Here is a 26,915-nt window from a genome sequence, read left to right on the forward strand (position 1 = left end):
CGCGTTCATGCACGGCTGATGGAGAACAACATGCAGATCTGGGTCGACGCCGATGCCTGCCCCAACGTGATCAAGGAGATCCTGTTCCGGGCGGCGGAACGGGTGGAACTGCCGCTCATCCTGGTGGCCAATCAGCCGGTCAGTACCCCGCCTTCCCGCTTCATCCGCTCGATTCGGGTAGCGGCCGGTTTTGATGTGGCGGACAACGAGATCATCCGTCAGGTGGCGGCCGGCGACCTGGTGATCACCGCCGACATCCCGCTGGCGGCCGGGGTGATCGACAAGGGGGGCTATGCGCTGAACCCCCGGGGCGAGCTCTATACCCGGGAGAATATCCGCGAACGACTGACGATGCGCGACTTCATGGATGAGCTGCGCGGCAGTGGCGTCAACACCGGCGGACCGCCGGCCCTGGACAAGGGCGACCGCCTGGCCTTCGCCAACGCGCTGGACCGGTTTCTGGCCCGGCGCGGGGACTGAATCACCGGGGTAACTCCCCGGCTCAGCCGGGGGACTCGTCGGGTTTGACCTATGTATAAGTCGGGCACCTCTGGACGACAGTTGGCAATTGGACTCTCGCCAAGACACCAAGCACGCCAAGGAAAACCGTTTCCTTCCTTTAATCTTTGCACTCTTGGCGTCTTGGCGAGAGTAATGATCCTTTACCAATGCGGGACCGGGAAGGCACCGTGGGTACCAACGTGCGCCTACTCCAGGCGTTCGATCTCGGCGCGGATCTGTTCCAGCTTGCGCTGCATCACCCGCTCCAAATGGTCGATATCGCCCAGGATGCGCCGCTTGAAATCGGCCACGCCCTCCTCGCGGTTCACCAGCTGATCCAGTTCACTGGCCAGCTTCTGCATGGTGGGTGAGATCTCGCTGACCTCCTTATATTTATGGGTACCGCTGTCCACCTGCACCATCTTCTTGGCACGACCGTGACGGAACTTCATGCTGTGGGCGAACAGCTCGCCCTTCTTGCGCTTGAAATAGATCTTGAGGATGTCCTCGTCGCCCTCCTGCCGCAGGGTGTAGCGTTCAATCTGATCGAGGTCGGTAACGCCCAGCTCTTGCAATGTCTCATACATGGATGGTTCCTTGCCGTGTGACGGCGCCTCCGGGTCATGGGCCTGTGGATTTAGGGCCCGCGCAAAAATAATTCCGTAGTACCGGGGCCCAGGGGCGACCGAATACAGGAACTTATTCTTGCACGGGTCCTTAAATATGCGTTACCGGGGTGGGAACTGCAAGCCGGGGGAATGGCGCGATTCAGGCAGCGGCTTGCCGAGGCTGAAACCGAAGCGCGATAATCGGCATTATCGCGGACGAGAGCAGAGAGAGGCAGCGGCATGACGACTATCATCGCGGGAAAATGCTGGCAGTGCGGCAGTGAACTGACGGCCCATGAATATGGCCGCGAGACGGTCTGCCTGAAGTGCGGCAAACCCACCCGGGTGTGCCGGAACTGCCGCTGGTATGACCCGGCCTGCACCAACCAGTGCCGCGAACCGCTGGCGGAGAAGGTGCAGGACAAGACCCGCGCCAACTATTGCGACTACTTCGAGCCGAGCGCCGATCCCAGGGCGGGTGACGCGCCCGGCGACGCGGACCACCGGCAGGCGGCGGAGGATCTGTTCAAGTGAGCCCGCGGCCGGGGAGAGCGGGCCGGATTCCGGGATGCGCCCCCGATTGGCGCGGTGCCGTCCCCGCCAATCCCGTCAAAGTTCGTACATCTAGCCCGCTTTCTGATATTCTGAATGGCCCGTCAGCTATCTGGGGACGGGGAGTTTTTGGGGAACCCGGGAGTCTGGCAGACTCCTGGAATGTGCGGGTACTAGCGCGGAAATAGGCTATGGGTCGAATAATCTGTGTCGCGAATCAGAAAGGTGGGGTCGGCAAGACCACCACGGCGGTCAATCTGGCGGCGTCGTTGGCCTCGTTCAGGCGCAAGGTCGTGCTGGTGGATATGGATCCGCAGGGTAATGCCACCATGGGCTGCGGGGTGGACAAGCACAATCTCGACAACTCCAGCTGTGATGTGCTGCTGGGCGAGGCGAGCTTCAACGAAGCCGTGGTGAAGACCCCTGCGGCCGGCTTCGACGTGCTCCCCGCCAATGCCGATCTCACGGCGGCCGAGGTCGGGCTGATGAGCGTCCCGCTGAAGGAGAAGCGGCTGAGCCTGGCGCTGGCCGGGGCCAGGGACCGCTACGACTATATCGTCATCGACTGTCCCCCGTCCCTCAATATGCTGACGGTCAACGCCCTGGTGGCGGCCGACGGTGTACTGATCCCGCTGCAGTGTGAATATTACGCCCTCGAAGGGCTCTCGGCGTTGATCAGCACCATCCGCCAGATCCAGGGCAGCCGCAACAGCCAGCTGGTGATCGAGGGGATCGTCCGCACCATGCACGATCCGCGCAACAACCTCACCAATGAGGTGTCGGCGCAGCTGATTCACCACTTCGGTGACCAGGTGTTCCGTACCATCATCCCGCGCAATATCCGGGTCGCCGAGGCGCCGAGTCACGGACTGCCGGTTTTACTGTATGATAAGGCGTCGCGCGGTGCGGTCTCCTACCTGGCCATGGCCAGTGAACTGATGCGCCGACAGGAAAAACGGATGGCCGCGCCGGCCTGAACAAGACAAGTTTCCGCCGCCTTGAGGCGTGCGTATTTTTCGGAACCAAATCATGGCAGCAAAAAAACGAGGCCTCGGACGCGGACTGGATGCCCTGCTGGGTAATGCGTCGGACAAGGATGAACAGCAGACAACCGAGACCACGGGCGCGAACAACAACCTGACCTCCCTGCCGGTCGACCTGATCCGGCGCGGGCGTTATCAGCCACGCCGCGACTTCAATCCCGACAGCCTTCAGGAGCTGGCCGATTCGATCGCCGCCCAGGGCGTGGTCCAGCCCATCGTGGTGCGGCCGGTGGACGGCAACCAGTACGAGATCATCGCCGGCGAACGGCGCTGGCGCGCCTCGCAACAGGCCGGCCTGAGCGAGATCCCGGTGGTGATCCGCGACGTCAACGACCAGACCGCCATGGCCATGGGGCTGATCGAGAACATCCAGCGTGACGACCTCAATCCGCTGGAGGAGGCGGGCGCCCTGCACCGCCTGCTGAACGAGTTCGAACTGACCCATCAGGAGATCGCCCGGGCGGTCGGCAAATCGCGCACCACGGTGACCAATCTGCTGCGCCTGCTGGAGCTGAATCCGGATGTGAAGGTGATGATCGAAGAGGGGCGGATCGAGATGGGCCACGCCCGCGCACTGCTCGGCCTCAAGGACGCCCTGCAGAGCGAGGCGGCACACCAGGTGAGCCTGCAGGGACTCTCGGTGCGGGAGACGGAAAAGCTGGTCCGGCGACTGCAGGGAGAAAGCGCCGAAACCGCCAGGGGGAAACAGCCGGTGCGGGAGGATCCCAATATCCGCTCGCTGGAAAACCGCCTTACCGAGCAGCTCGGCGCCCGGGTAAAACTGCAACAGGCCAGCGGCGGCAAGGGCAAGCTGGTGATCAGCTACAACAGCCTGGATGAGCTGGACGGTATTCTGGAACATATTCAGTAGATTGACCGGAAATTACCGCGAATCCATCAATCAGTTTTCGCTTTACCATCAAAAAATTTATTTGCCCATCGTTTGACCTTATGCAGCGCAGCATTTATACTGCGCCGGCTTTTTAAGTGCGATTTTTAACGGCTGGGGATCGTTTAGATGCATCTGGCAGATAAGCGTCAAGCCTATCGCACCCTCCTGGCACAACTGGTAACGACTTTGACTGCGGCCCTGCTTCTGCTGATGGTTGCGGGCAGCGTTTATGCCTATTCCGGGCTTGCGGGGGGGCTGATAGCAACCCTGACGAACGCCTTTTTCGCATATCGGATCTTTGTCCGGTATTCCGCCCAGGAGCCGGGCAGACTGCTGGCCCGCTTCTATGGTGCAGAGATCTTGAAACTCGTGTTGACGGGTTTGCTTTTTGCGGGGGTCATCCTCTGGATCAAGCCGCTGAGTGTTGGCGCACTGTTTGGTATCTTTCTGCTGGTTCAGCTGGTGCCGATAGTGGTGGTTCAACTATTGGATTAAACAACAAAATTGGTTATGTGAAGCACAATGGCTGGCGATACCCTTACCTCTAGCGAATACATTAAGCACCATCTGACCAACCTGACCTATGGTCAGCATGCCGACGGTACCTGGGGTCTCGCCCACAACGCCGCCGAAGCGAAGGAGATGGGTTTCTGGGCCATCCATGTGGACACCATGTTCTGGTCGATCCTGCTGGGCGGCCTGTTCATCTACTTCGGCAAGAAGGTCGCCGACCGCGTCTCCTCGGGGGTCCCCGGCGGTCTGCAGAACTTCGCCGAGTGGCTGGTGGAATTCATCGACAACAGCGTGCGCGGCTCCTTCAGCGGGCGTAATCCGCTGGTGGCTCCCCTGGCCCTGACCATCTTCATCTGGATCTTCCTGCAGAACCTGATGGATCTGGTGCCGGTCGACGTGATTCCTTACCTCGCCGGTGCCATCGGCATCCACTTCATGAAGGTTGTCCCCTCCACCGATCCCAACGCCACCTTCGGCATGGCCATCGGTGTGTTCATGCTCACCCTCTACTACAGCATCAAGATCAAGGGCGTGGGCGGATTCATGGGTGAACTGACCCTGCAACCCTTCTCCTCCGACAACGCGATCGTGAAACTGCTGTTTATCCCGATCAACTTTGTCCTCGAATTCGTCAGCCTGATCGCCAAGCCGATTTCCCTGGCCCTGCGACTGTTCGGCAATATGTACGCGGGTGAAATGATCTTCATCCTGATCGCCATCATGTACAACGCCGGCGTGGTGCTCGGTCTGTTCGGCGGTGTGCTGCAGCTGGGCTGGGCGATCTTCCATATCCTGATTATCACGCTGCAGGCGTTTATCTTCATGACCCTGACCATTGTTTATCTGGATATGGCGCATAACGACCACTGATTTTCTTTGTAGTTTTTTCGATTAACTTTACAACCTCACGACAAACGGGAGATAGAAATGACTGAAGCAACTGCACTGTTGTACATTGCTGGTGCATTGATGATGGGCCTGGGTGCACTGGGCGCCGCGGTCGGTATCGGTGTGCTGGGTGGACGTTTCCTTGAGGGTGCAGCCCGCCAGCCGGAACTGATCCCGATGCTGCGTACACAGTTCTTCATCGTTATGGGTCTGGTCGACGCCGTTCCCATGATCGCTGTTGGTTTGGCGATGTACGTCTTGTTTGCGGTTGCCGGATAATTTTGGCTACCAACGAACATACTGACAATCATCTCGTCAAAAGCGAGGTAAATCCGGGATGAACATAAATCTGACTCTTATTGGTCAGCTTCTCTCCTTTGCGGTGTTTGTGTGGTTCACGATGAAGTTCGTCTGGACTCCCATCATGGGCGCCCTCGACACCCGTCGAAAGGAGATTGCAGACGGCCTGGCGGCCGCGGAACATGGTCAGCACGAACAGGAGTTGGCCAAGGAACGCGCCAAAGAGGCCATCCGCGAAGCGAAAGGCCAGGCAGCAGAAATCATTAACCAGGCTCAGAAGCGTGCTTCCGAGATCGTCGATGAATCCAAGGGCAGTGCGCGTTCCGAAAGCGAACGTATTCTTGCCGCTGCCCAGGCAGAGATCGAGCAGGAGACCAATCGTGCTCGTGAACAGCTGCGTCAACAGGTAGCTGAGCTGGCGGTATTGGGTGCGAGCAAGATCCTTCGCAAGGAGATCGACGCCGCCGCCCATAGGGATATCGTCGAACAACTGGCTCAACAAATCTAAGGCGCTGCTATGGCTGGAGACACAACCACAATAGCCCGTCCTTACGCAGAAGCGGTATTCAGCCGGGCCATGGAGACCGATTCACTGGCTCCCTGGTCGGAAACTCTCGAGTTTCTCGCGGCAGTGGTTGGCGAACCAACCATGGCCGGGGTTATCACCAATCCCAAGTTCGACAGGTCCGGTCTGACGGATCTGCTACTCGACATTGGCGGTGACCGCTTCAACGAAGAGGGCAAGAACCTGGTCAAAGTGCTGGTAGCGAATGGACGTCTTGCCCTGGTGGGCGAGATCGCCAAACTCTACGAGCAGCTCAAGGCAAAAAGTCAGCGGATACAGCATGTGCATGTAACCTCTGCCTTTGCCCTGGAACAGACTCAGGAAACCCAAATAGCCGATGCGCTGAAAGCCAAACTGGGATACGACATTATCATCACCAGCGAAGAGAATGCCGAGCTGATAGGCGGCGTTCATATTCGTGCCGGTGACATGGTGATTGACGGTTCCGTCAGCGGGCAGCTGCAGCAACTGGCGAACGAATTAGGAATCTAAGCGAGAAGCCATCATGCAACTCAATCCATCCGAGATCAGCGAACTGATCAAACAGAAGATCGAGAAGTTCGATCTGAAGACTGAAGCCCGCAACGAGGGCACCATCATCAGTCTGACCGACGGTATTGCCCGTATCCATGGCCTCGCAGACGCCATGTCTTACGAGATGCTGGAGTTTCCCGGCAATACCTTCGGCCTGGCCCTGAACCTGGAGCGCGACTCCGTGGGTGCGGTAATCCTGGGTGAATATACCCACCTTACCGAAGGCGATGCGGTGAAATGTACCGGCCGCGTACTGGAAGTGCCGATCGGTGAAGGCCTGCTGGGTCGTGTGGTTGACTCGCTGGGTAACCCGCTGGACGGCAAGGGCGCCATCGAATACACCGAAACCTCTCCCATTGAAAAGGTGGCGCCGGGTGTTATCGAACGTAAGTCGGTGGATCAGCCGGTTCAGACCGGCCTGAAGGCCATCGATGCCATGGTGCCGGTGGGTCGCGGCCAGCGCGAGCTGATCATCGGCGACCGCCAGACCGGTAAGTCCGCCATTGCCATCGATGCCATTATCAATCAGAAGGGCACCGGGGTTAAATGCGTTTACGTGGCGGTGGGTCAGAAGAACTCCACCATCGCGCAGGTGGTGCGCAAGCTCGAAGAGCACGGCGCCATGGAGCACACCATCATCGTCGCGGCACCGGCCGCCGACTCTGCGGCCATGCAGTTCATCGCACCCTACTCCGGTGCCACCATGGGCGAGTACTTCCGCGATCGCGGCCAGGACGCCATGATCATTTATGACGACCTGACCAAGCAGGCCTGGGCCTATCGTCAGGTCTCCCTGCTGCTGCGGCGTCCGCCCGGTCGCGAGGCCTACCCCGGTGACGTGTTCTATCTGCACTCCCGCCTGCTGGAGCGTTCGGCCCGGGTCAACGCCGCGTATGTGGAGAAGTTCACCAACGGCGAAGTGAAGGGCAAGACCGGTTCATTGACCGCCTTCCCGATCATCGAGACCCAGGGCGGTGACGTATCGGCCTTCGTACCGACCAACGTGATCTCGATTACCGACGGCCAGATCTTCCTCGAAGCGGATCTGTTCAACGCCGGTATCCGGCCAGCGATCAACGCCGGTCTGTCGGTATCCCGCGTCGGTGGCGCGGCCCAGACCAAGATCATCAAGAAACTGGGTGGCGGTGTGCGTCTGGCACTGGCCCAGTATCGCGAGCTGGCGGCCTTCTCCCAGTTCGCTTCCGATCTGGACGACGCCACCCGTGCCCAGCTGGAACGCGGCGAGCGTGTCACCGAGCTGATGAAACAGCCGCAGTACAGCCCGCTCAGCATCGCCCAGATGGCGGTCTCGCTGTTCGCCGCCAACGAAGGCTACCTGGATGATGTCCCGGCCAACAAGGTGGTGGATTTCGAGGCGGCGCTGCACTCCTACATGGGTAGCAACCAGAAGGCACTGAGCGATCAGATCAATGCATCGGCCGATTACAATGACGAGATCGCCAAGTCACTGCATGACGCCATCAAGGACTTCAAGGCCAACCACACCTGGTAAGCATGTCGTCCATCAAGCTGAAAGATAAGGTTTAATCATGGCAGGCGCAAAAGAGATACGCACCAAGATTGCCAGCATCAAGAATACGCAGAAGATCACCTCTGCGATGGAGATGGTGGCAGCTGCCAAGATGCGCAAGGCACAGGACCGGAAAAATGCAACGCGTCCCTACGCGGACAAGATGCGGAATGTCATCGGTCACCTGTACCATGCGCATCCGGAGTACACCCACACCTTCATGAAGGAGCGCGATATCAGCCGGGTCGGCTACATTGTGATCTCCTCGGATCGTGGGCTGTGCGGCGGCTTGAACAGCAACCTGTTTCGCAAGCTGACGCGCGAGATCAAAAAGCAGCAGGAAGCCGGTATTCAGGTTGATTTCTGCATCATCGGTTCCAAGGCACTGGGCTTTTTCAAGCGCTTTGGCGGCAAGGTGCTGGCGCAGGCCACGCACCTGGGTGACGCACCCCGTATCGATCAGTTGATCGGTACCGTGAAGGTGATGCTGGATGCGTATGAGCAGGGTGAGATCGATCGTATCCACGTGGCCTACAACGGTTTCGTGAATACCATGACCCAGAATCCCACCATCGAGCAACTGGTGCCTATCATCGGTGAGGCAGACAAAGAGCTGAAGCACCACTGGGACTATCTCTACGAGCCGGATTCCAAAGAGGTTCTGGATGGCCTGCTGACCCGTTACATCGAATCCCTGGTTTACCAGTCGGTGGTGGAGAACGGAGCCTGCGAGCAGTCCGCACGCATGGTGGCGATGAAGGCGGCGACCGACAACGCGGGCAACCTTATCGATGAGCTACAGTTGGTCTACAACAAGGCGCGTCAGGCAGCCATTACCCAGGAGATCTCCGAGATCGTGGCCGGCGCTGCTGCCGTATAGGCGCCGCGGCCGTATAAGGCCCTGGTGTAGAACAGGTTAAGTTTTTAAACATTAGAAAGTCGTCGACAGCGACAAGAGGAACCAGAGATGAGTTCGGGTAAAGTGGTGGAAATCATCGGTGCTGTGGTGGACGTACAGTTCCCCATGGGTCATATGCCGAAGGTCTACGATGCGCTGAAGATCGAAGAAGTGGGTTTGACCCTTGAAGTTCAACAGCAATTGGGTGACGGCATCGCCCGTACCATTGCCATGGGTTCAACCGACGGTCTGAAGCGTGGCGTTGAAGCAGTCAGTACGGGCGCTCCCATAACCGTTCCAGTCGGCCAGGGCACCCTGGGCCGCATCATGGACGTGCTGGGCAATTCGATCGATGAAGCGGGCCCGATCGATTCCAAAGAGTTCATGCCGATTCACCGGGTTGCTCCGAAGCTGGAAGATCAGTCCACGGCGACCGAGATCCTGGAGACCGGCATCAAGGTGATCGACCTGATCATGCCGATCGTCAAGGGCGGCAAGGTCGGACTGTTTGGCGGTGCCGGCGTCGGCAAGACCGTAACCCTGATGGAGCTGATCCGTAACATCGCTGTCGAGCACTCCGGCTTCTCGGTATTCGCCGGTGTCGGTGAGCGTACCCGTGAAGGTAACGACTTCTACCACGAAATGGCCGAGGGTGGGGTACTGGACAAGGTCGCCCTGGTTTACGGGCAGATGAACGAGCCCCCCGGCAACCGCCTGCGTGTGGCCCTGACCGGCCTGACCATCGCCGAGAACTTCCGCGACGAAGGCCGTGACGTACTGCTGTTCGTCGACAACATCTATCGCTACACCCTGGCGGGAACCGAGGTATCGGCACTGCTGGGCCGTATGCCTTCAGCGGTAGGTTACCAGCCGACCCTGGCGGCCGAGATGGGCGTGTTGCAGGAGCGTATCACCTCCACCAAGACCGGCTCGATCACCTCCTTCCAGGCGGTATACGTACCGGCGGATGACTTGACCGACCCCTCCCCCGCCACCACCTTCGCGCATCTGGACGCGACCCTGGTACTGTCGCGTCAGATCGCCGAGCTGGGTATCTACCCGGCGGTGGATCCGCTGGACTCCACCTCGCGTATCCTGGATCCGCACATCGTGGGTGAGGAGCACTACAGTGTGGCGCGTGGCGTCCAGGGTACCCTGCAGCGTTACAAGGAGCTGAAGGATATTATTGCAATCCTGGGTATGGATGAGCTGTCCGAAGAGGACAAGCTGACCGTATCCCGCGCACGTAAAATGCAGCGTTTCCTCTCGCAGCCGTTCTTCGTGGCCGAGGTGTTCACCGGCAGCCCCGGTAAATACGTCTCGGTCAAGGACACCATCGCCAGCTTCAAGGCGATCCTTGCGGGTGAGTATGATCACCTGCCGGAGCAGGCCTTCTACATGGTCGGCGGTATCGAGGAAGCTGTTGAGCGTGGCGCAGGCGACTAATCGAGTCTGGAGAAACTAAATGGCCATGACCATACATGTCGACATCGTCAGTGCAGAGGGAGCGATCCATAGCGGCCAGGCCGAAATGGTGTATGCCCCCGGCGTGATGGGTGAACTGGGTATCGCCCCGAGACACACGCCGCTGGTTACGCGCCTGAAGCCGGGCGATGTGCGGGTGGACACCGGCAAGGAGATGTTGCACTTCTATGTATCCGGGGGCATTCTCGAAGTTCAGCCCCATATAGTGACGGTACTGGCCGACACGGCCATCCGTGCTACCGATCTTGACGAGGCCGCCGCGATCGAGGCGAAACGCAAGGCTGAAGAGGCGCTCGCGGGTCAGAAGGAAGAGTTCGAATACGCCAAGGCACAGGCCGAACTCGCCGAAGCCGTGGCTCAGCTCCGGGCGATCGAGAAACTTCGCAAGATCAAGAAGTCCTGATCCCAGGCAGCGCAGAACAACCCCGCCTTTCCGGCGGGGTTTTTTATCAGGGACGGATTTAAATCGCCAAGACCATGGATGGCCGGTCGCCCCCTGTGGAGTCGCTTCAGCGACGACCGGACGACGGGACTAATCCCGGCCGAGGACCTATACTTCAGAGCGGATCATGGATATTAAATTTGCCCATTTCAGCCTGAAAAAATCGCATCGCCAGTGGTTGCTGGCGGCGGTTGTTGCGCTGCTGGGCGTGATCCTCTGGCAGACGGCCCACTGGTCCAGACAGATCGCCCTGGAAAACCTCCAGCAACAGAACCAGCATCAGCTCCGGCTGTTCGTGGCCAACCTCCAGGGCCAGCTGGAGAAGTATGAGTTTCTGCCGGAGCTGCTCTCCACCAACAGCCTGCTGCTCAACTTCCTGCAATATCCGAATGACGTCAACAGCATCAACGCCCTGAACCGTTATCTGGAAACCATCAACAAGGTCGCCAACGCCTCCGACACCTATCTGATGAACGCCGAAGGCTGGACCATCGCCGCCTCCAACTGGCTGTCGGAGCGCCCCTTCATCGGCCGCAACTTCTCCTACCGGCCCTATTTTCAGCAGGCGATGGAGGGCAAGCTGGGACGCTATTTCGCCCTCGGTTCCACCTCCAACAGGCGGGGCTACTATTTCGCCTATCCGGTGCGGGACAAGGAGAAGATCCAGGGCGCCGTGGTGATGAAGATCGAGCTGCTTGGTTTCGAGGAGAGCTGGCGTTCGCTCAAGGAGGAGTTTGCGGTGACCGATCCGGACGGGGTGATCTTCATCTCCACCAATGATACCTGGCGCTACAAGAGCCTCTACCCGCTGGATGACACGGTGATTGCGAGAATCCACGACAGCCAGCGCTATTGGAAAGCGGAAATCGGCACCCTGGCGATTACCCCGAAAGACCGTATTTCGGAGCAGGCGCAGGTGGTGAACCTGGGTGACCCGCGCCACAGCGACCATTTGATGCTGGTGCAGGAGATGCCGGAGGCCGGCTGGCGGGTACATACCTTCGCCAGCCTGGATGCGGTCAATTCGCAAGTGCTGAAGTCCCTGCTGTTTGCCACCATACTGTACATCGCGGTGGTACTGCTGGTGCTCTATCTGTATCAGCGCATCCGCCGGATCAAGGAGCGGGAACGCTTTGAACTGCGTGCCAAACGTGTCCTGGAGCGGCGGGTCGGGGAGCGTACCGCCGATCTCACCGCGGCCAACACCCGCTTGCTGCAGGAGATCGAGGAGCATCGGCGCACCGACGAAACCCTGCGCCAGACCCAGGACGAGCTGATCCAGGCGGCCAAGATGGCGGCCCTGGGGCAGATGTCGTCCGGCATCAACCACGAACTCAACCAGCCGCTGGCGGCGATCCGCTCCTATGCCGATAATGCCCGTGCCCTGCTGACCCGCGACCGCCAGGAAGAGGCGAGCTGGAACCTGCAACAGATTGCCGAACTGACCGAGCGCATGGCCAAGATCAGCAGTCAGCTCAAGGTGTTCTCGCGCAAGACCTCGGGACAGATCGTCAGTGTTTCGCTGCAGGCGGTGATCGATAACGCGCTGAAGATCGTCGGGCCGCAGTTGAAGGAAACAGAGACCGTACTGCGCCGGGTGTTGCCGGAGGAAGAGATCTACGTGATGTCGGACATGGTGCAACTGGAGCAGGTACTGGTAAACCTGATCACCAACGCGGTGCACGCTGTGGAACAGCAGGCCGAGCGCTGCATCCAGATCGCTGTCAGCACCCGCCAGGGGAAGGCCATTATCGAGATCCTGGATAACGGCCCGGGCATCGCGAAAGTGAACCTGGGGCGCATATTCGATCCCTTCTTCACCACTAAATCGGAGGACCGGGGGCTGGGGCTCGGCCTCTCCATCTCCTACCGCATCGTGGAGATGATGCACGGCAGCCTGACCGCGGCCAACCGGGAACAGGGCGGCGCCGTGTTTACCCTGCAACTGGACCTGGCAAGTGTGGCACAACTCCGGAGCGGCCAGGAGCTGGCCAAATGAGCCCGTTAACCGAGACCACCGCCGAGCCGAAACCGCAGATGATGAACAGTCCCGAACCGATTATCTATTTCATCGATGATGAGAGGCACATCCGCATGGCCAACCAGCAGACCCTGGAACTGGCCGGTTTTGCGGTGCAGAGTTTCAATGGCGCGGAGAAGGTGTTGCCGCTGCTGTCGCTGGAGTGGCACGGCGTGGTGGTGTGCGATATCAAGATGCCGGGCATGGATGGTCTCACCTTCCTGGAGAAGGCGCTGCAGGTCGACCGGGACATACCGGTTATCCTGGTGACCGGCCACGGCGATATCACCATGGCGGTGAGTGCGATCCAGGATGGCGCCTACGACTTCATCGAGAAGCCGTTTGCCGCCGAGAAGCTGATCGAGACGGTGCGGCGGGCGGTGGACAAGCGGGCCCTGACCCTGGAGAACCGCTGCCTGCGCCGCGAGCTGGAGGCGCAGGATGTCCCGGGGCCGCGCATCATCGGCCGCACCCCGGCGATGCAGAAGCTGCGCGCCACCATCGCCCAGGTGGCCAATACCGCCGCCGACATCCTGCTGCTGGGCGAGACCGGTACCGGCAAGGAGCTGGTGTCGCGCTCGTTGCACGAGCAATCGAAACGCCGCGACAGAAACTTCGTCGCCATCAACTGCGGCGCGGTACCGGAAAACCTGATCGAGAGCGAGCTGTTCGGGCACGAACCGGGCGCCTTCACCGGCGCCAACGAACGGCGCATCGGCAAGTTTGAACACGCCAATGGCGGTACCCTGTTCCTGGACGAGATCGAGAGTATGCCGATGCCGGTGCAGGTGCGCCTGCTGCGGGTGCTGCAGGAGCGGGTGGTTGAGCGGCTCGGTTCCAATGCGCTGATCCCGCTGGACCTGCGCGTGGTGGCCGCCACCAAGGTCGACCTGAAAGAGGCGTGCGCGACCGGCGGCTTCCGCCAGGACCTGCTCTACCGGCTCAATGTGGTGACCCTGGAGATACCGCCGCTACGCGACCGGCGGGAGGATATCCCGCTGCTGTTCCACCACTTCCTGCTGGTGGCCAATGCACGCTATCAGATGGAGGCCCCCCTCCCCTCCAGCCACCAGATCCGTACCCTGCTGACCCACAACTGGCCCGGTAACGTGCGCGAACTGCGCAACGTGGCGGAACGCTACACCCTGCTGGGCGAGAGTTGCGGCTATGACCTGGAACAGCTGGTGCACGGTACCGACGAGGAGCAGGGCGAGCCTCAGGTGACCCTGCCGGAACAGGTCGACTGTTTCGAGAAGAGCATTATCGAGCAGGTGCTGATCACCCATAAGGGGAACATCAAGGCCACCATGTCGGCGCTGGGCGTGCCGCGCAAGACCCTGTATGACAAGATGCGCAAGTACGGGTTGGACAAGAGCCATTTCAAATAGTGACACGGGGCCGATAACAGGTTTGGTGCGAATCGGCTGGGCGGCATGCACCCTTCCACCTGATATTGTAACTACTCACCCGAGGTATCCATTAACGCCGCTCCAATGCACCACGGAGGCACAGAGGACACAGAGATTAACTGAACGTAACTACTCACGGGGTGATGGGCCTGCCTAGCCGGCCTCACACGATGGTTGGATCAAGATCAGTTTTGTAGGGTGGGTTAGGCGCGCCCTGCACAGGGGTGGCCGTCTGCATAGTGCCGTGCGCGCGCCGTAACCCACCATTTGGTGGTGGGGGAGTCGGTGGGTTACGCGGCGCCCGGATTTTGGCGTGGTCTGGAAGTGCCGTGTCTGTGCGCCGCTAACCCACCCTACATCTACCTTCTCCATCCCTGCACAAAAAAGGCGCGGACTGCCGAAAACTGTCCGCGCCTTGCCGCCCCCGTGCCAACGGTTACTTTTTAACGGGTGCCTTCTCGGTTTTCCTGGCCTGCTTGCGCACCGGAACAACCAATACCGGCCGGTCGCTGATGTTGATCAGCTTGCGCGCGGTGGAGCCGAGCAGGGATCCGCCGAAGCTTGGGCTGGTATGCGTGCCCATGACGATCAGGTCGACGTCATGGGCGGCGGCAAATTTTTGGATCTCTTCGGCGGGTCGGCCGGTAACCACGGACACGTCGGAAACCAGGTCTGCATCCTTGCCCAGCTCCTCGGTGTAGAAATCTTCCAGGCGTTGCTCCATCCGTTTGATAATGCCCTGCAACTCCTCGTGCTCGAAGTCGTCGCTCATGTCCGGTACGTAGAGTTCCAGGACCGCCATCCCGGTGCTCCCGATCGGCTCCGCCACATGCAGCATAATGATCTTGGCCTGATACTGCTGCGCGATGCTGATGGCATGACGAAATGCCGGGCGCATGTTCTTGCCCAGATCGGTGGCATAGAGGATGGTCTTGAATGTTGGAATGCTCATGGCGTCAGCCTCAGGTGATGTAAAGGCAAATGATGTGGTGGAAAGCGTGGGACGCCGAAGCATCCCGCGCCCGGTTTCCCATACTACTTGGTGATGATCTCCGGGCCCATCATGGTCGTCGGGAGCCAGGTGGAGACCCAGGGGACATAGGTGACGATGATCAGGAACAGGAACATCACACCAAGCCAGGGCGCCGCCGCCCTGACCACCCGCATCATCGACATTTGCGCCACACCGGCGGTGACGAACAGGTTGAGTCCGACCGGCGGCGTGATCATGCCGATCTCCATGTTCACCACCATGATGATACCGAGATGGATCGGATCGATGCCCAGTGCGATGGCAATCGGGAATACCAGCGGTGCCACGATGATCAACAGCCCGGAGGGTTCCATGAACTGGCCGCCGATCAACAGGATCACGTTGACCACGATCAGGAACATGATGGGACCGAAGCCGGCCGCGAGCATCGCTTCGGTGATCACCTGGGGAATCCGCTCTTCGGTCAGCACGTGCTTGAGGATCAGCGCATTGGCGATGATGAACAGCAGCATGATGGTGAGCTTGCCGGCCTCGAACAGGGTGTGCTTGGTATCCTTGTGCCAGAACACGGTGAACAGGGCGGTAAAGAAGTTGCCCCGGGTTTTGTCGGCCAGCGGCCCCATGTCCTTGTAGATGAAATTGGCGATCAGGAAGGCGTAGACCGCCGCCACCGCCGCCGCCTCGGTCGGCGTGAATATGCCGCCGTAGATACCGCCGAGAATGATCACGATCAGCATCAGGCCCCAGCCGGCGTCCCGGGCCGACTCGAACACCTCTCGCCAGCCGGCGAACGGTTGGGCGGGTAATTTCTTGATTCGGGCGGCGATGTAGATGGCGATCATCAACATCAGGCCCGCCAGCAGCCCCGGTATCACGCCGCCCAGGAACATCCGGCCGACCGAGACATCGGTGGCCGCCGCGTACACCACCATCACGATGGAGGGCGGGATCAAGATGCCCAGCGTACCGGCATTACAGATCACGCCGGCGGCGAACTCCTTGGTATAGCCGCTCTTCACCATGCCGGCGATGACAATACTCCCGATCGCCACCACCGTCGCCGGCGAGGAACCGGACAGCGCGGCGAACATCATGCAGGCGAATACCGAGGCCATGGCCAGACCGCCACGGAACCAGCCCACCATGGAGATGGCGAAGCGGATAATCCGGTTGGCCACACCACCGGTCGACATGAAGCTGGAGGCGAGAATAAAGAATGGGATCGCCAGCAGCGTGTAGTGACCCTCGAACGCCGAGAACAGGGTCTGGGCAACCGAGGCCAGCGAGGCGTCCGAATGGACAAGCAGGAAAATGATACTGGAGAGGCCCAGTGCAATGGCGATCGGCACGCCGATCAGCATGAAGCCTACCACCATGCCGAAGAGAAACAGTAAATCCATGATCAATCCTCTCCCGCGCGGTGTTGTTGTTCTTCGTGAATCGCATCTTCAGCCTCGTGGCTGGCGATAATGGTGTCCTTCTCGCCCTTGATCACCTTCCAGGCGACTTCAAGAAAGCGAATAGTGAGCAGCAGCATGCCGAGTGGCAGGGCGGCGTAAGGAATAAATCGGGGTATCTTTTCGTAGCGTTCGCCATCGTTCAGCCAGGTGGCGAAAAACTGCAGGAAATCGGGCATCGGTACATCGTTGGCTTCGAGGAATGCGCGTTTGGTGGCAAACGCATACCAGTAGTCCCAGGAGCCGATCAGCAGCAGGATGGAGAAGGTGAGACAGGCCGTGATCGAGAGGTAGGCCAAGATACGACGGGTGTTGGTCGAAAACAGATTGATCACCACGTCCACACCGATATGAAACTGCTTTTTCACGCCATAGGAACAGCCCATCAACACCAGCCAGGCGAACAGAAATACTGTCGCCTCCAGGGCCCAGAGGATATTGCTGTTGAACAGGTAGCGGGCGACCACATTGGCGAAGGTGATCAGGGTCATGAGACCGAGGCAGATGGCGATCGCCGTCTCCTCTAGCTGATCCATGGCTCTGGCGAACCGGGATGTGGGTAAGGGGTGCATCACAGCCTCCTCGAAGGCACTTGAATCTGGGTTTTGGGAACAACTGGGTCAGGCGGCCGCCGGAGCAGCGGCCGCCTGTTACGGCTACAGCTTATTTCTTATTGGATGCGACGGCTGCTTCGATCAGGTCAGCACCGATGTCGCCTTCAAACTTCTTCCACACCGGCTTCATGGCGTCGACCCAGGCCTGACGCTGTTCCGGGGTCAGGGTGCGCACCACACCGCCGGCATCGATCACGCGCTGCATGCTCTGGGCATTCACCTTGGCGGATTCGGAGTTACGGGTCTCGGTCACCTCCTGCAGGATCTGCGCGAGCTGGCCGCGGATATCGGCCGGCAGACCCTCCCACCACTCGTCGGAGGTGACTACCAGGTAGTCGAGGATACCGTGGTTACTGGCGGTCACGCCGTCTTGCACCTCGAAGAACTTTTTGCCATAGATGTTGGACCAGCTGTTCTCCTGGCCGTCGACCACCTTGGTCTGCAGTCCGCCGTAGACCTCGCTGAAAGCCATCTTCTGCGGATTGGCGTCCAGCTGTTCGAACTGGGCTACCAGCACATCCGATGCCTGTACGCGGAACTTCAGGCCCTTGGCATCCTCGGGGTTGATCAGCGGCCGGTTGGCGGAGATCTGTTTCATGCCGTTGTGCCAGTAGGTGAGACCGAGCAGACCGCGCTTTTTCATCGAGCTCTTCAGCTTCTCACCGGCGTCAGAGTTCTGGAAGCGGTCCACCGCCTCCACATCCTCAAACAGGAACGGCAGATCGAATATGCGGAATTTCTTGGTGAACTTCTCGAACTTGGAGAGCGAGGGCGCGGCCAACTGAACATCGCCGTTCAGCATCGCCTCCAGTACCTTGTTGTCGTCATACAGGGTGGAGTTCGGATAGACCTGCATGCAGGCCTTGCCGTTCATCTCGGAGTTCACCCGGCTCTCCAGCAGGGAGGCGGCGATGCCCTTGGGGTGTTTGTCGGAATTGGTCACGTGGCTGAATTTGATCACCATTTCGCCGGGATCGCAGTTAGCGAAGGCAGCGGAAGACGAGACGGTGAGTGCTGCGGTTACGGCGAGGCCGATCAGAGCTTTGCGCATTGGATTCCTCCTGATTAGGATCTATGTAATGGTCCAGGCCGGGACTGGATTCGGATAAACCGGATACCGGGCTGGTCCCTATAAGGATAGCAAGGGCAGTGCCAACTATCTCGCAGCAACCGGCAGGATACTTAACCGATTGATTATCAAGGATATGAGGCGGGTGGCCGGGTTTCGCCCGCCGGGCAAAATGGGTGGAAACCCACCCATCCGTCCTCTGGGGATGGCCGGGCATCCGCCGAAAAGCGCAGTGTGATCGGCGGTTAATGACTATCCCGGTCGGGGATTGCGACACGGTGGCCGGTTTCGCCGCCCGGTTTAGTCAGCGGTGCGCCGCCGATGCTATACTCACGTGCCTCCCCGCGGGAGGCTCTATTCAATCAAGCGGAGCAGTATGTTATGTCCAGCGAAGTCATCAAACCCGGAAAATTTGTCTCCCTCACCTACCACATTACCGACCTGGACGGTAACGTGCTGGAGCAGAACGACATCCCGGTCAGCTATGTCCACGGCGGTGAGACCGAATTGATCGGCAGCATGGACCAGGTCATCGCCGGCAAGGGCGTGGGCGACGAGGTGGAGATGATCGTACCGCCGGAGGACGGCTTCGGCGAGCATGACCCGGACCTCACCTTCACCGACGATATCGACAACGTGCCGCCCCAGTTCCGCCAGCTCGGCGCCGAGGTGCAGATGCAGAACCAGGACGGCGAGGCGCGCACCTTCTATGTCAGCAAGATCGAGGGCGACCAGCTGACCGTGGACGGCAATCACCCGCTGGCCGGCAAGACCCTGAAGGTGATGATCAAGATAGTCGAAGTGCGGGACGCTACAATGGAAGACATGGCCCCGCCCGAGGGCGGCTGTTCCATCAACTGACCGGCAACCGATCGACCGGATACCGGAACTATCTTGTGGGGGAGAGAGATGAAGCTAGGCGTGGTGATCCTTGCCGCGGGGCAAGGGACAAGGATGAAATCCGCACTGCCCAAGGTGCTGCACAACATCGCCGGCCGGCCGCTGCTGGCGCATGTCATCGACACCGCCCGGGTGCTGGGTGGCGACAAGGTGGCGGTGGTCTATGGGCATGGCGGTGACCGGGTACAGCAGGCCATTGCCGATCCGGGGCTGATCTGGGTCGAGCAGGCGGAGCAACTGGGCACCGGCCATGCGGTGGAGCAGGCGATGTTCGCCATGGCCGACATGGACCGGGTGCTGGTGCTCTACGGCGATGTCCCCCTCACCACCCAGGCGACCCTGAACAGCCTGATCCATCAGGCGGAAGGGAGCGCGCTGGCGCTGCTCACCGTTACCCTGGATGATCCCACCGGCTACGGCCGTATCGTGCGGGTGGAGGGACACGTCACCCGGATTGTCGAACAGAAGGATGCCTCGGAAGTCGAGCAGCGCATCCGCGAGATCAACACCGGCATCCTGATCGCGGACCGGACAAAACTCGCCGGCTGGCTCGCCCGGCTGGAGAGCAACAACGCCCAGGGCGAGTTCTACCTCACCGACATCGTCGCCATGGCGGTGGATGACGGGATCGAGGTGAAGACCGCCCACCCCGCCGCCACCTTCGAGGTGGAGGGGGTCAACGACCGGGTGCAACTGGCCATGCTGGAGCGCCGCCACCAGCAGATGCAGGCGGAACGGCTGATGCGCCAGGGCGTCACCCTGCGCGACCCGGCCCGCTTCGATCTGCGCGGCCGTCTGCACAGCGGCGAGGATGTGGAGCTGGACGTGAACGTGCTGATCGAGGGCGAGGTCACCCTGGGCAACGGCGTGCGGGTGGGCGCCAACACGGTGATCCGCAACAGCCGCATCGCCGACGGCGTCTGGATCAAGGAGAACTGCGTGATCGAGGATGCGGTGATCGGCGCCGACTCCATCATCGGCCCCTTTGCCCGGCTGCGCCCCGCCACCACCCTGGCGGAGCGGGTGCACGTGGGCAACTTCGTCGAGATCAAGAAGAGCGACGTGGCCGCCGGCAGCAAGATCAACCACCTCAGCTATATCGGCGACACCACCGTCGGCCGCTCGGTGAACATCGGTGCCGGCACCATCACCTGCAACTACGACGGGGTGAACAAGTTCCGCACCGTGATCGGCGACAACGCCTTCATCGGCTCCGACACCCAGCTGGTGGCGCCGGTCGAGGTGGGCGCGGGTGCCACCATCGGCGCCGGCTCCACCATCACCCGCGACGCCCCGCCTGAGACCCTGACCCTGAGCCGCGCCAAGCAGCTCAGCCTCAAGTGCTGGAAGCGGCCGGAAAAACAGAGTGACTGATCGTAACGACTGGGCGCAAGTCCATCGGGTATTAATAAATCTTGATCAAAGCGTCCCTTCTCCCTCAGGGAGAAGGACAGGATGAGGGGATTACAGCCTATGGCGACAGCCATCCAGAACCCGCTCTTCCTACGCTACGTCATGAACCAGTGGTGAAGTAACACAGCCTCCTCACCAGAGAGAAAAGGACAATCGAATATGTGTGGCATTGTTGGCGCCGTGGCCCGGCGCAATATCACCCCCATCCTGCTCGAAGGGTTGCGCCGTCTGGAGTACCGCGGCTACGACTCCGCCGGCATCGCCATCCGCGACCAGAGCGGTCGCATCCAGCGCATCCGCTCGGTGGGCAAGGTTGCCTCGCTGCAGCAGCGCATGGACGAACACCCCATCGAGGGCGAGCTGGGCATCGCCCATACCCGCTGGGCCACCCACGGCATGCCGGCCGAGCGCAACGCCCATCCCCACATGAGTGGCGAGCAGGTCGCGGTGGTGCACAACGGCATCATCGAGAACCACGCCGAACTGCGCGAGGAGCTGAAGGCCAAGGGCTACCAGTTCACCTCCGAGACCGACACCGAGGTGATCGCCCACCTGCTGGCGGACGCTCTGAAAACTGAAAGTAACCTCTGCGACGCCTTCCGCTCGGTGGTGGGCCGGCTGGTGGGCGCTTACTCCCTGGCGGTGGCCAGCCCCGATGATCCGGATCGTATCGTGGTGGCCCGGGCTGGCTCGCCGCTGGTGGTGGGCCTCGGCGACGGGGAGAACTTCGTCGCCTCCGACGTGTTCGCCCTGCTCTCCGAGACCCAGCACTTCATCTTCCTGGAAGAGGGCGACCTGGCCGACGTGCGCCGCGAAGGGGTGCAGGTGTACGACAGCGAGGGCAACCCGGTGGAGCGCCCGGTGGTCTCCTCCCGACTCAACCCCGCCGCCACCGACAAGGGGGCCTACCGCCACTACATGCTCAAGGAGATCTTCGAGCAGCCCGCCGTGGTGGCCGAGACCCTGGAGGGTCGCATCCACAAGGGGCGCCTGCTGGAGGAGAGCTTCGGCTACGAAACCAAGGCGCTGCTGGATCAGACCAAACGCATCCAGATCATCGCCTGCGGCACCTCCTTCCATGCCGGCATGGTGGCGCGCTACTGGTTCGAGGAGGTCGGCATCCCCTGCAACGTCGAGGTGGCCAGCGAGTACCGCTACCGCAAGTCGGTGGTGTCGCCGGACACCCTGTTCGTTACCATCTCCCAGTCGGGCGAGACCGCCGACACCCTGGCCGCCCTGCGCGGCAGCCGGGCTCAAGGTTTCCTGGGCAGCCTGGTGGTCTGCAACGTGCCGGAGAGCTCCCTGGTGCGGGAGTCCGACGTGGCGCTGATGACCCGCGCCGGTCCCGAGATCGGCGTCGCCTCCACCAAGGCGTTCACCACCCAGTTGGTGGCCCTGCGGCTGCTGGTGCTGGCGATGGCGCGTCGCCAGGGGATCGATGAGGCCCAATTGACCGAATGGGTGGAAGAGCTGCACGCCCTGCCCCGCCAGATGGAGGTGGTGCTGCAACTCAACGACGAGATCGAGAAGATGGCCGCCGGTTTTGCCGAGCGCAGCAACGCGCTGTTCCTGGGACGCGGCCCGTTCTATCCCATCGCCATGGAGGGGGCGCTGAAACTGAAGGAGATCTCCTACATCCACGCCGAGGCCTACCCGGCCGGCGAACTGAAACACGGCCCCCTGGCCCTGGTGGACGCCGAAATGCCGGTGGTCTGCGCCCTGCCCGACGACCCGCTGCTGGAGAAGGTGCTCTCCAACCTGCAGGAGGTGCGCGCCCGCGGCGGCGAACTGTTCTTGTTCAGCGACAAGCGGGTCAAGATCGAACTGGACAACTACCAGAGCCTGACCCTGGACGACATCTGCCCCACCACCGCACCCATCGTCTACACCGTGCCGCTGCAGTTGCTCTCCTACCACGTCGCCTTGCTCAAGGGCACCGATGTCGACCAGCCGAGGAACCTGGCCAAGTCGGTGACGGTGGAGTGATTGGCGAGTTTTTCAAACCCCGTGGTCTTATTCGCATCTGCGGGGTTGGCTATTGGCGCAAAGGTAAGCAGATCTATGAGCGCGAAAATCAAATGCACTGATGAACCGGTCGGCCCGATAAAGGTTGTGCCGGATCTTCTGCCTTCACCAGAAGAACTTGTGTTTAAGGAAGATACGGTAAAGGTTACGATTGCACTGAGCAGGGAAAGCGTTGAGTTTTTCAAGCATGAGGCGGAGAAGCATCATACCCAGTACCAGAAGATGATCCGTCGGCTACTGGATGCATTCACGCTGGCCCATAAGCAACGGCGATGAACCGGAGAAACTGGAAGTAATACGGCGCAATCCTGACAAAGGGCTACCTTGCGGCGTAGCGCAGTACATCCAGAAGCTCGAGAAGATCACGGGACAAGAGTTGCAAAGTAACTGGGACAGACCACGGTTTTGAAATTTCGGGAAGCTATCGAAAACACTATGCAATTATCCAGCGAGCGCGCGGCTAAAACGGTTCGAGACATAGACCAGCATTACTGGCGTAACGCACACATGCCCCATTTGGAGATTCGAAGTACGTATGAAAGTTCGCAGGGCTATAAAGCGCATAGCCATTCAGAGCTTTCGATAGGCGTGATTGTATCAGGACAGACCCGGCTTACCTGTCACGGAAAAGACTTTGTGGTGCGGGAAGGGGATTTGGTTCTTATTGATCCGGGGCGCGTCCACTCGTGTAATCCTATTGAGGGCAATCCGCGTAGCTACCACATGATCTACGTAGATGCTGATTGGTGTCTTCGCAGACTTTCAGCGCTATACAAGGTTGGAATAAATAACTACGTGTGTGATGGCCCGATTATCACAGATCCAAAGATTTATGCTGCGTATCTGTCGATGATCGATACGCTGCGTCATAAAGATCTCTCAACAGCTGCACCTGCCTTGGATAACTTGCTGTTAACTACGATTAGCCGCTACTGCGTACCTTGCGAGAATAATGATGAGGCGCTTGAAGTTGCACAATACACCAAGCAGTGCCTGCTTAAGAATTTAGCAGAACCACCCCGGTTAGGCGATCTTGAGCGTGAACTGGGTAGCTCCAAGGAAACGGTCATTCGTTTATTCAAGCGAAGCTTTGGAATTACTCCGAAGGCCTTTGTCGCCAACGCGCGGATCGAGAAATCAAAACTGTTGCTGAAGTCCGGTATGAATGTAGTCGATGTATCTGCGGAAGTCGGATTCTCTGACCAGAGCCAGTTTCATCGGACCTTTGTCAAGTACACGGCATCGACTCCCCGTCAATATCAGAAGGCGATATCAATTTTCGACAATAAATTTTGAACATAAGGCACTAAGGTCGAGACATTCATTCACGAACAGGTGATGTATGTCTTCTCTGGAAGTCCTACTGCCGGCTACTTTTCCGGCTTTGGTTCTGGCCCACCTTGTGGCACTGTTGAGTCCGGGTCAGGATTTTTTCCTTGTCGCGGGCCATGCGATCAGGCACAAACTTCGTGGCAGCATTTTCATTTGCCTAGTATCACGAACCATTAATTACGAAACATAATGTCGAGCCATTTTCATATCTGCATCCTGCCGAGTGAACGACCACGCGATACCGCACTGGTCTGCATTGCGGCGCTGTTGCCAGGCGTCGACCTCGGAGACCAACGTGGCGCGGTCTGGCAAGCGGCGGTCAAGACATTGGCGGTCAAGAATACCGATCTCGATTTCAGCCATATTCAGCCAGCTGGCGTGTTTCGGAGTGTAGTGAAAGACGACGCGACGCAGGAGTGCTTTCGCCGCTTTGGCCCCGAGCACTTCTTCGAAGCATTTGCGAAAGTGGGTGTTGAGATTATCCATGACCAGATGGACACGGCGCGCCTTGGCGTAGACCGTGTTGAGCAGATACTGAACGAAGGCCACGAAGTCTGGCTTGGTGCGGCGATCGGTAACCAAGACCGTCCGCCGCCCACCCTTGGGCTCCACCGCCACGAACAGATTGCAGGTGCCACCGCGCAGGTATTCGTAATCCTGCCGTACGGGCACTCCGGGACGGATGGGCAAAGGCGTACGGGAATCCTTGAGCAGTTGCTTGCTCTTCTCGTCCAGGCAAATGACCGGCTCACCCGAACGGAACGGACGGGCATAGAGGTCGAGCAGATCGTACATCCGTTGCCGATACTCCTCCGTCAGTCGTCCGATGCACCACATCAGCTTGCGCCACGGCTTGATGCAGTTTTTTTTAGCAGCCGGCGGACTGTTTCGCGGCTGATGGGGCCTATCCCGGGTTGTTCCCGCGCGGCTTGCTCCAACAAGGCAATGGTCCAGCGTGAAGCACCCGGTGGCGGCGTCGAACAGGCCAAAGCTGAAATCTTCGCTTCGACGTCGGTATCGTACTGCCGTGGTTTGCCCGGGCGTGGAACATCGTGCAGCGCGAATTCAGCACCACCTTCCAGGTATGCCGCTCGTGTCCGCCAAATGACCGTACGCCCGACGCCGAGAACCGCCATGATCTGGGTTTCCGGAATGCCGCGATCAAGCGCGGAAAGAACATGCGCCCGATTGACTTCCCGTGCATGGTGTAGTCCCTTCGCCCGGTATGACTCGATCAACTCGCGATCCTCATCGGTGAGATGTAATTTAGTCTGTCGCATGGCCAACTCCTCGTCTCGGGGTAGATATGCAACAGTATAATATATGTTTCGATATTTATGTGTTTTAATACTAGGGATAGCGGTAGGCAATGCCGTCTACATTGCGATCGCAATTCTGGGATGGACCGGCATTCGTGATAATCCACGGATTTTCTCCATCATCGAGGTCATGGGCGCCAGTTATCTACTATGGATAGGTTGGCAACTGCTCAAGCGCAAACAGGAAGAGATCATCCCTGATATTTCGGCGCTTCGCCCTCCTCCGGCGGCCAAACAACTGATGCTCGGACTGAACTCAGCCCTTTTGAATCCGAAGAATGCGCTATTCTACATGAGTCTTATGACGGTTATTCTGGGGAGTGAGGTGACCTTTACTCAGCAACTGGTATGTGGCCTCTGGATGTTCATGGCCGTATTAGTTTGGGACATTTTGCTGGCTGCCTTGATAGGGCAGCCGAAGATACAGCGCTGTCTGAATAAGAGGATTCATATAGTCGAGCGGGGTGCCGGGGTGGTCTTGATGAGCTTTGGCATTGGTCTGTTCGTTGAAAGCAGTAGCAAACCTTAAAGTCGACACACACGAGCCGGCTTAATCGCAGTCTTGAGCGCAGTCCTGAGGCTCAGGTCTTTCATATTGCCTATTCGCCGTTTTTGGATCAGTGTTCGTTCATGGCAAGACCATCACGGATCGAATTTGCTGGCACCTTGTATCAGTTTGCGCTATTCGTACATCAGCAGAATTATCAGCCGGGTGGTAAAAGCCAAATGAAAGACCAGTTGCACTTTCCTTGATTGGCGAATATTTTGACCACCAGACAGTACAAAGCGACGGCTATGGGGGGTTTTAATGTCGCAGGTTAATTCATCTCTGGGGTTGGGTGTCACTGTCCGGGATGCGACGAAAGCTGACATCCCGGCAATCGAGCAGATCTATACGCAGGAGGTGTTGCACGGTCTGGCGACCTTCGAAGAGATTCCACCCACAGCGGACGAGTTGCTGTCTCGGCGGGAAAACGTGCTGGCCCTCGGTCTCCCCTACCTGGTTGCGGAACTGGACGACCGGGTCGTTGGCTATTGCTATGCGACGACCTATCGGCCCCGTCCCGCCTATCGTAATACAATCGAGGATTCGGTCTACGTGGCGGACGGGATGCAGGGCCGGGGTATCGGGATGGCCCTGCTTGCCGCTCTGATCGCCCGTTGCGAAACCGGCCCCTGGCGTCAGATGGTGGCGGTGATCGGGGACAGCGGCAATGCCGGTTCCATCGCCCAGCACGAGCGGCTTGGTTTCCGCCGCATGGGCACGCTCGAGGCCGTTGGCTTCAAGCTTGGCCGGTGGGTCGACACTGTGCTGATGCAGCGGGCGCTGGGGGCGGGCAGTAGTACCTTGCAGAACAGGATGAGTGGTGCGGTTCCCGGGGTGTGATCGCGCTGTATGCAGAACAGTAAGTGCAGCGAAGGCAATGAGGAACATGATGTGCGCGGGGACAACCAAGTGCCTGTCCCCACAAAGACCACCAAAACCTATCTTTCATCGAGTCTGACCCGAATGGCACTTACTTAAGCCAAGAACCACCGTCATTCCGGCCTGCGCCGGAATGACGAAAATCCTGCGATTCGCTTTAAGTAAGTGCCATTCGAATCTGACCC

At 59.4% G+C, this 26,915-nt stretch carries 29 protein-coding genes; 22 read left to right on the plus strand and 7 right to left on the minus strand.

The features are described from left to right. Positions 1-30 precede the first annotated feature (30 nt). Positions 31-480 carry a YaiI/YqxD family protein gene (locus O9K64_RS14820; protein ID WP_275098862.1) on the plus strand — a complete coding sequence of 150 codons (450 nt, stop codon included), beginning with the start codon at positions 31-33 and terminating at the stop codon, positions 478-480. Positions 481-707: 227 nt separating this feature from the next. Here the strand turns inward: O9K64_RS14820 and O9K64_RS14825 are convergent, their stop codons facing one another. After that, on the minus strand, positions 708-1,088 hold the full coding sequence (locus O9K64_RS14825) for a DUF3461 family protein (protein ID WP_275098863.1): 381 nt from the start codon (positions 1,086-1,088) through the stop codon (positions 708-710). A 261-nt stretch (positions 1,089-1,349) separates the two neighbouring features. Between O9K64_RS14825 and O9K64_RS14830 the strand changes: the two genes are divergently transcribed. The 14 genes from O9K64_RS14830 to O9K64_RS14895 all read left to right on the plus strand — a co-directional run bounded on the left by O9K64_RS14830 (position 1,350) and on the right by O9K64_RS14895 (position 14,160). Next, positions 1,350-1,643 carry a hypothetical protein gene (locus tag O9K64_RS14830; protein ID WP_275098864.1) on the plus strand — a complete coding sequence of 98 codons (294 nt, stop codon included), beginning with the start codon at positions 1,350-1,352 and terminating at the stop codon, positions 1,641-1,643. Between the two features lie 209 nt (positions 1,644-1,852). Then, entirely contained in the window at positions 1,853-2,638 is a 786-nt protein-coding gene (locus O9K64_RS14835; RefSeq protein ID WP_275098865.1) for a ParA family protein, read from the plus strand. Between the two features lie 52 nt (positions 2,639-2,690). Continuing rightward, the gene (locus tag O9K64_RS14840) at positions 2,691-3,575 is read left to right on the plus strand and encodes a ParB/RepB/Spo0J family partition protein (RefSeq protein ID WP_275098866.1); all 885 of its coding nucleotides are present in this window, start codon (positions 2,691-2,693) and stop codon (positions 3,573-3,575) included. 147 nt (positions 3,576-3,722) lie between these two features. Beyond that, a complete protein-coding gene (locus O9K64_RS14845) occupies positions 3,723-4,091 on the plus strand; it encodes an ATP synthase subunit I (RefSeq protein ID WP_275098867.1) in 369 nt (122 codons plus the stop codon). A gap of 27 nt (positions 4,092-4,118) precedes the next feature. Next, positions 4,119-4,979 (plus strand): F0F1 ATP synthase subunit A, encoded by an 861-nt coding sequence (gene atpB / locus O9K64_RS14850; RefSeq protein WP_275098868.1) that lies wholly within the window; start codon positions 4,119-4,121, stop codon positions 4,977-4,979. Between the two features lie 57 nt (positions 4,980-5,036). After that, complete coding sequence (atpE, locus tag O9K64_RS14855; protein ID WP_046860058.1) at positions 5,037-5,276, plus strand: F0F1 ATP synthase subunit C; 240 nt, start codon at positions 5,037-5,039, stop codon at positions 5,274-5,276. Between the two features lie 58 nt (positions 5,277-5,334). Then, positions 5,335-5,805, plus strand: coding sequence for a F0F1 ATP synthase subunit B (locus tag O9K64_RS14860; protein WP_275098869.1), 471 nt, complete (start codon positions 5,335-5,337; stop codon positions 5,803-5,805). Between the two features lie 9 nt (positions 5,806-5,814). Further along, entirely contained in the window at positions 5,815-6,354 is a 540-nt protein-coding gene (locus O9K64_RS14865) for a F0F1 ATP synthase subunit delta (protein WP_275098870.1), read from the plus strand. A gap of 13 nt (positions 6,355-6,367) precedes the next feature. Further along, complete coding sequence (gene atpA / locus O9K64_RS14870) at positions 6,368-7,909, plus strand: F0F1 ATP synthase subunit alpha (RefSeq protein WP_275098871.1); 1,542 nt, start codon at positions 6,368-6,370, stop codon at positions 7,907-7,909. A gap of 37 nt (positions 7,910-7,946) precedes the next feature. After that, complete coding sequence (gene atpG / locus O9K64_RS14875) at positions 7,947-8,807, plus strand: F0F1 ATP synthase subunit gamma (protein ID WP_275098872.1); 861 nt, start codon at positions 7,947-7,949, stop codon at positions 8,805-8,807. Between the two features lie 87 nt (positions 8,808-8,894). Next, positions 8,895-10,271: a F0F1 ATP synthase subunit beta gene (gene atpD, locus O9K64_RS14880; protein WP_275098874.1), complete on the plus strand. Its 1,377-nt coding sequence runs from the start codon at positions 8,895-8,897 to the stop codon at positions 10,269-10,271. Positions 10,272-10,290: 19 nt separating this feature from the next. Next, a complete protein-coding gene (locus O9K64_RS14885) occupies positions 10,291-10,713 on the plus strand; it encodes a F0F1 ATP synthase subunit epsilon (protein ID WP_275098875.1) in 423 nt (140 codons plus the stop codon). Positions 10,714-10,879: 166 nt separating this feature from the next. Continuing rightward, positions 10,880-12,751, plus strand: coding sequence for an ATP-binding protein (locus O9K64_RS14890; RefSeq protein WP_275098876.1), 1,872 nt, complete (start codon positions 10,880-10,882; stop codon positions 12,749-12,751). Then, positions 12,748-14,160, plus strand: a complete 1,413-nt coding sequence (locus O9K64_RS14895; RefSeq protein WP_335342302.1) for a sigma-54 dependent transcriptional regulator — start codon at positions 12,748-12,750, stop codon at positions 14,158-14,160. The genes O9K64_RS14890 and O9K64_RS14895 overlap by 4 nt, the downstream gene beginning before the upstream one ends. 457 nt (positions 14,161-14,617) lie before the next feature. Here O9K64_RS14895 and O9K64_RS14900 read toward each other — a convergent pair whose 3' ends face one another. The 4 genes from O9K64_RS14900 to O9K64_RS14915 all read right to left on the minus strand — a co-directional run bounded on the left by O9K64_RS14900 (position 14,618) and on the right by O9K64_RS14915 (position 18,297). Beyond that, positions 14,618-15,133 (minus strand): universal stress protein, encoded by a 516-nt coding sequence (locus O9K64_RS14900; RefSeq protein WP_275098877.1) that lies wholly within the window; start codon positions 15,131-15,133, stop codon positions 14,618-14,620. An 83-nt stretch (positions 15,134-15,216) separates the two neighbouring features. Beyond that, positions 15,217-16,575 carry a TRAP transporter large permease gene (locus tag O9K64_RS14905; protein WP_275098878.1) on the minus strand — a complete coding sequence of 453 codons (1,359 nt, stop codon included), beginning with the start codon at positions 16,573-16,575 and terminating at the stop codon, positions 15,217-15,219. 2 nt (positions 16,576-16,577) lie between these two features. Continuing rightward, positions 16,578-17,168: a TRAP transporter small permease gene (locus O9K64_RS14910; protein WP_275098879.1), complete on the minus strand. Its 591-nt coding sequence runs from the start codon at positions 17,166-17,168 to the stop codon at positions 16,578-16,580. A 127-nt stretch (positions 17,169-17,295) separates the two neighbouring features. Then, positions 17,296-18,297 (minus strand): TRAP transporter substrate-binding protein, encoded by a 1,002-nt coding sequence (locus tag O9K64_RS14915; RefSeq protein WP_275098880.1) that lies wholly within the window; start codon positions 18,295-18,297, stop codon positions 17,296-17,298. 399 nt (positions 18,298-18,696) lie between these two features. Between O9K64_RS14915 and O9K64_RS14920 the strand changes: the two genes are divergently transcribed. The 5 genes from O9K64_RS14920 (at position 18,697) to O9K64_RS14940 (ending at position 23,949) form a co-directional block, all read left to right on the plus strand. Next, positions 18,697-19,176 carry an FKBP-type peptidyl-prolyl cis-trans isomerase gene (locus O9K64_RS14920; RefSeq protein ID WP_275098881.1) on the plus strand — a complete coding sequence of 160 codons (480 nt, stop codon included), beginning with the start codon at positions 18,697-18,699 and terminating at the stop codon, positions 19,174-19,176. Between the two features lie 48 nt (positions 19,177-19,224). Then, positions 19,225-20,589, plus strand: a complete 1,365-nt coding sequence (glmU, locus tag O9K64_RS14925) for a bifunctional UDP-N-acetylglucosamine diphosphorylase/glucosamine-1-phosphate N-acetyltransferase GlmU (protein WP_275098882.1) — start codon at positions 19,225-19,227, stop codon at positions 20,587-20,589. A gap of 198 nt (positions 20,590-20,787) precedes the next feature. After that, positions 20,788-22,614 (plus strand): glutamine--fructose-6-phosphate transaminase (isomerizing), encoded by a 1,827-nt coding sequence (gene glmS, locus O9K64_RS14930; protein ID WP_275098883.1) that lies wholly within the window; start codon positions 20,788-20,790, stop codon positions 22,612-22,614. A gap of 75 nt (positions 22,615-22,689) precedes the next feature. Next, on the plus strand, positions 22,690-22,929 hold the full coding sequence (locus O9K64_RS14935; protein ID WP_275098884.1) for a CopG family transcriptional regulator: 240 nt from the start codon (positions 22,690-22,692) through the stop codon (positions 22,927-22,929). 159 nt (positions 22,930-23,088) lie between these two features. Then, positions 23,089-23,949: an AraC family transcriptional regulator gene (locus O9K64_RS14940; RefSeq protein ID WP_275098885.1), complete on the plus strand. Its 861-nt coding sequence runs from the start codon at positions 23,089-23,091 to the stop codon at positions 23,947-23,949. Between the two features lie 213 nt (positions 23,950-24,162). Here O9K64_RS14940 and O9K64_RS14950 read toward each other — a convergent pair whose 3' ends face one another. Together O9K64_RS14950 and O9K64_RS14955 are read right to left on the minus strand one after the other, a co-directional pair. Next, complete coding sequence (locus O9K64_RS14950; RefSeq protein WP_275098886.1) at positions 24,163-24,822, minus strand: IS630 family transposase; 660 nt, start codon at positions 24,820-24,822, stop codon at positions 24,163-24,165. Next, positions 24,822-25,265 carry a helix-turn-helix domain-containing protein gene (locus O9K64_RS14955; RefSeq protein WP_275098887.1) on the minus strand — a complete coding sequence of 148 codons (444 nt, stop codon included), beginning with the start codon at positions 25,263-25,265 and terminating at the stop codon, positions 24,822-24,824. The genes O9K64_RS14950 and O9K64_RS14955 overlap by 1 nt, the downstream gene beginning before the upstream one ends. 43 nt (positions 25,266-25,308) lie before the next feature. Between O9K64_RS14955 and O9K64_RS14960 the strand changes: the two genes are divergently transcribed. Continuing rightward, positions 25,309-25,833 carry a LysE family translocator gene (locus O9K64_RS14960; protein ID WP_275098888.1) on the plus strand — a complete coding sequence of 175 codons (525 nt, stop codon included), beginning with the start codon at positions 25,309-25,311 and terminating at the stop codon, positions 25,831-25,833. A gap of 279 nt (positions 25,834-26,112) precedes the next feature. Continuing rightward, complete coding sequence (locus tag O9K64_RS14965) at positions 26,113-26,691, plus strand: N-acetyltransferase family protein (RefSeq protein WP_335342303.1); 579 nt, start codon at positions 26,113-26,115, stop codon at positions 26,689-26,691. The last annotated feature ends 224 nt before the right edge of the window (positions 26,692-26,915 follow it).

The sequence above is a fragment of the Sedimenticola hydrogenitrophicus genome (genome assembly GCF_029017505.1).
In the GTDB taxonomy this organism is placed as follows: Bacteria; Pseudomonadota; Gammaproteobacteria; order Chromatiales; family Chromatiaceae; genus Sedimenticola; species Sedimenticola hydrogenitrophicus_A.

What these genes read in the sequence shown, in the direction of transcription:
- O9K64_RS14950 (WP_275098886.1), bottom strand. Translation starts at nt 24,822, where the DNA reads ATGTGGTGCATCGGACGACTGACGGAGGAGTATCGGCAACGGATGTAC.
- atpD (WP_275098874.1), top strand. Translation starts at nt 8,895, where the DNA reads ATGAGTTCGGGTAAAGTGGTGGAAATCATCGGTGCTGTGGTGGACGTA.
- atpB (WP_275098868.1), top strand. Translation starts at nt 4,119, where the DNA reads ATGGCTGGCGATACCCTTACCTCTAGCGAATACATTAAGCACCATCTG.
- O9K64_RS14820 (WP_275098862.1), top strand. Translation starts at nt 31, where the DNA reads ATGCAGATCTGGGTCGACGCCGATGCCTGCCCCAACGTGATCAAGGAG.
- O9K64_RS14965 (WP_335342303.1), top strand. Translation starts at nt 26,113, where the DNA reads ATGTCGCAGGTTAATTCATCTCTGGGGTTGGGTGTCACTGTCCGGGAT.
- O9K64_RS14935 (WP_275098884.1), top strand. Translation starts at nt 22,690, where the DNA reads ATGAGCGCGAAAATCAAATGCACTGATGAACCGGTCGGCCCGATAAAG.
- O9K64_RS14905 (WP_275098878.1), bottom strand. Translation starts at nt 16,575, where the DNA reads ATGGATTTACTGTTTCTCTTCGGCATGGTGGTAGGCTTCATGCTGATC.
- O9K64_RS14825 (WP_275098863.1), bottom strand. Translation starts at nt 1,088, where the DNA reads ATGTATGAGACATTGCAAGAGCTGGGCGTTACCGACCTCGATCAGATT.
- O9K64_RS14900 (WP_275098877.1), bottom strand. Translation starts at nt 15,133, where the DNA reads ATGAGCATTCCAACATTCAAGACCATCCTCTATGCCACCGATCTGGGC.
- atpG (WP_275098872.1), top strand. Translation starts at nt 7,947, where the DNA reads ATGGCAGGCGCAAAAGAGATACGCACCAAGATTGCCAGCATCAAGAAT.
- atpA (WP_275098871.1), top strand. Translation starts at nt 6,368, where the DNA reads ATGCAACTCAATCCATCCGAGATCAGCGAACTGATCAAACAGAAGATC.
- O9K64_RS14860 (WP_275098869.1), top strand. Translation starts at nt 5,335, where the DNA reads ATGAACATAAATCTGACTCTTATTGGTCAGCTTCTCTCCTTTGCGGTG.
- O9K64_RS14830 (WP_275098864.1), top strand. Translation starts at nt 1,350, where the DNA reads ATGACGACTATCATCGCGGGAAAATGCTGGCAGTGCGGCAGTGAACTG.
- O9K64_RS14845 (WP_275098867.1), top strand. Translation starts at nt 3,723, where the DNA reads ATGCATCTGGCAGATAAGCGTCAAGCCTATCGCACCCTCCTGGCACAA.
- O9K64_RS14890 (WP_275098876.1), top strand. Translation starts at nt 10,880, where the DNA reads ATGGATATTAAATTTGCCCATTTCAGCCTGAAAAAATCGCATCGCCAG.
- O9K64_RS14960 (WP_275098888.1), top strand. Translation starts at nt 25,309, where the DNA reads ATGTTTCGATATTTATGTGTTTTAATACTAGGGATAGCGGTAGGCAAT.
- O9K64_RS14910 (WP_275098879.1), bottom strand. Translation starts at nt 17,168, where the DNA reads ATGGATCAGCTAGAGGAGACGGCGATCGCCATCTGCCTCGGTCTCATG.
- atpE (WP_046860058.1), top strand. Translation starts at nt 5,037, where the DNA reads ATGACTGAAGCAACTGCACTGTTGTACATTGCTGGTGCATTGATGATG.
- O9K64_RS14915 (WP_275098880.1), bottom strand. Translation starts at nt 18,297, where the DNA reads ATGCGCAAAGCTCTGATCGGCCTCGCCGTAACCGCAGCACTCACCGTC.
- O9K64_RS14940 (WP_275098885.1), top strand. Translation starts at nt 23,089, where the DNA reads ATGCAATTATCCAGCGAGCGCGCGGCTAAAACGGTTCGAGACATAGAC.
- O9K64_RS14835 (WP_275098865.1), top strand. Translation starts at nt 1,853, where the DNA reads ATGGGTCGAATAATCTGTGTCGCGAATCAGAAAGGTGGGGTCGGCAAG.
- O9K64_RS14840 (WP_275098866.1), top strand. Translation starts at nt 2,691, where the DNA reads ATGGCAGCAAAAAAACGAGGCCTCGGACGCGGACTGGATGCCCTGCTG.
- O9K64_RS14920 (WP_275098881.1), top strand. Translation starts at nt 18,697, where the DNA reads ATGTCCAGCGAAGTCATCAAACCCGGAAAATTTGTCTCCCTCACCTAC.
- glmS (WP_275098883.1), top strand. Translation starts at nt 20,788, where the DNA reads ATGTGTGGCATTGTTGGCGCCGTGGCCCGGCGCAATATCACCCCCATC.
- O9K64_RS14955 (WP_275098887.1), bottom strand. Translation starts at nt 25,265, where the DNA reads ATGCGACAGACTAAATTACATCTCACCGATGAGGATCGCGAGTTGATC.
- glmU (WP_275098882.1), top strand. Translation starts at nt 19,225, where the DNA reads ATGAAGCTAGGCGTGGTGATCCTTGCCGCGGGGCAAGGGACAAGGATG.
- O9K64_RS14885 (WP_275098875.1), top strand. Translation starts at nt 10,291, where the DNA reads ATGGCCATGACCATACATGTCGACATCGTCAGTGCAGAGGGAGCGATC.
- O9K64_RS14865 (WP_275098870.1), top strand. Translation starts at nt 5,815, where the DNA reads ATGGCTGGAGACACAACCACAATAGCCCGTCCTTACGCAGAAGCGGTA.
- O9K64_RS14895 (WP_335342302.1), top strand. Translation starts at nt 12,748, where the DNA reads ATGAGCCCGTTAACCGAGACCACCGCCGAGCCGAAACCGCAGATGATG.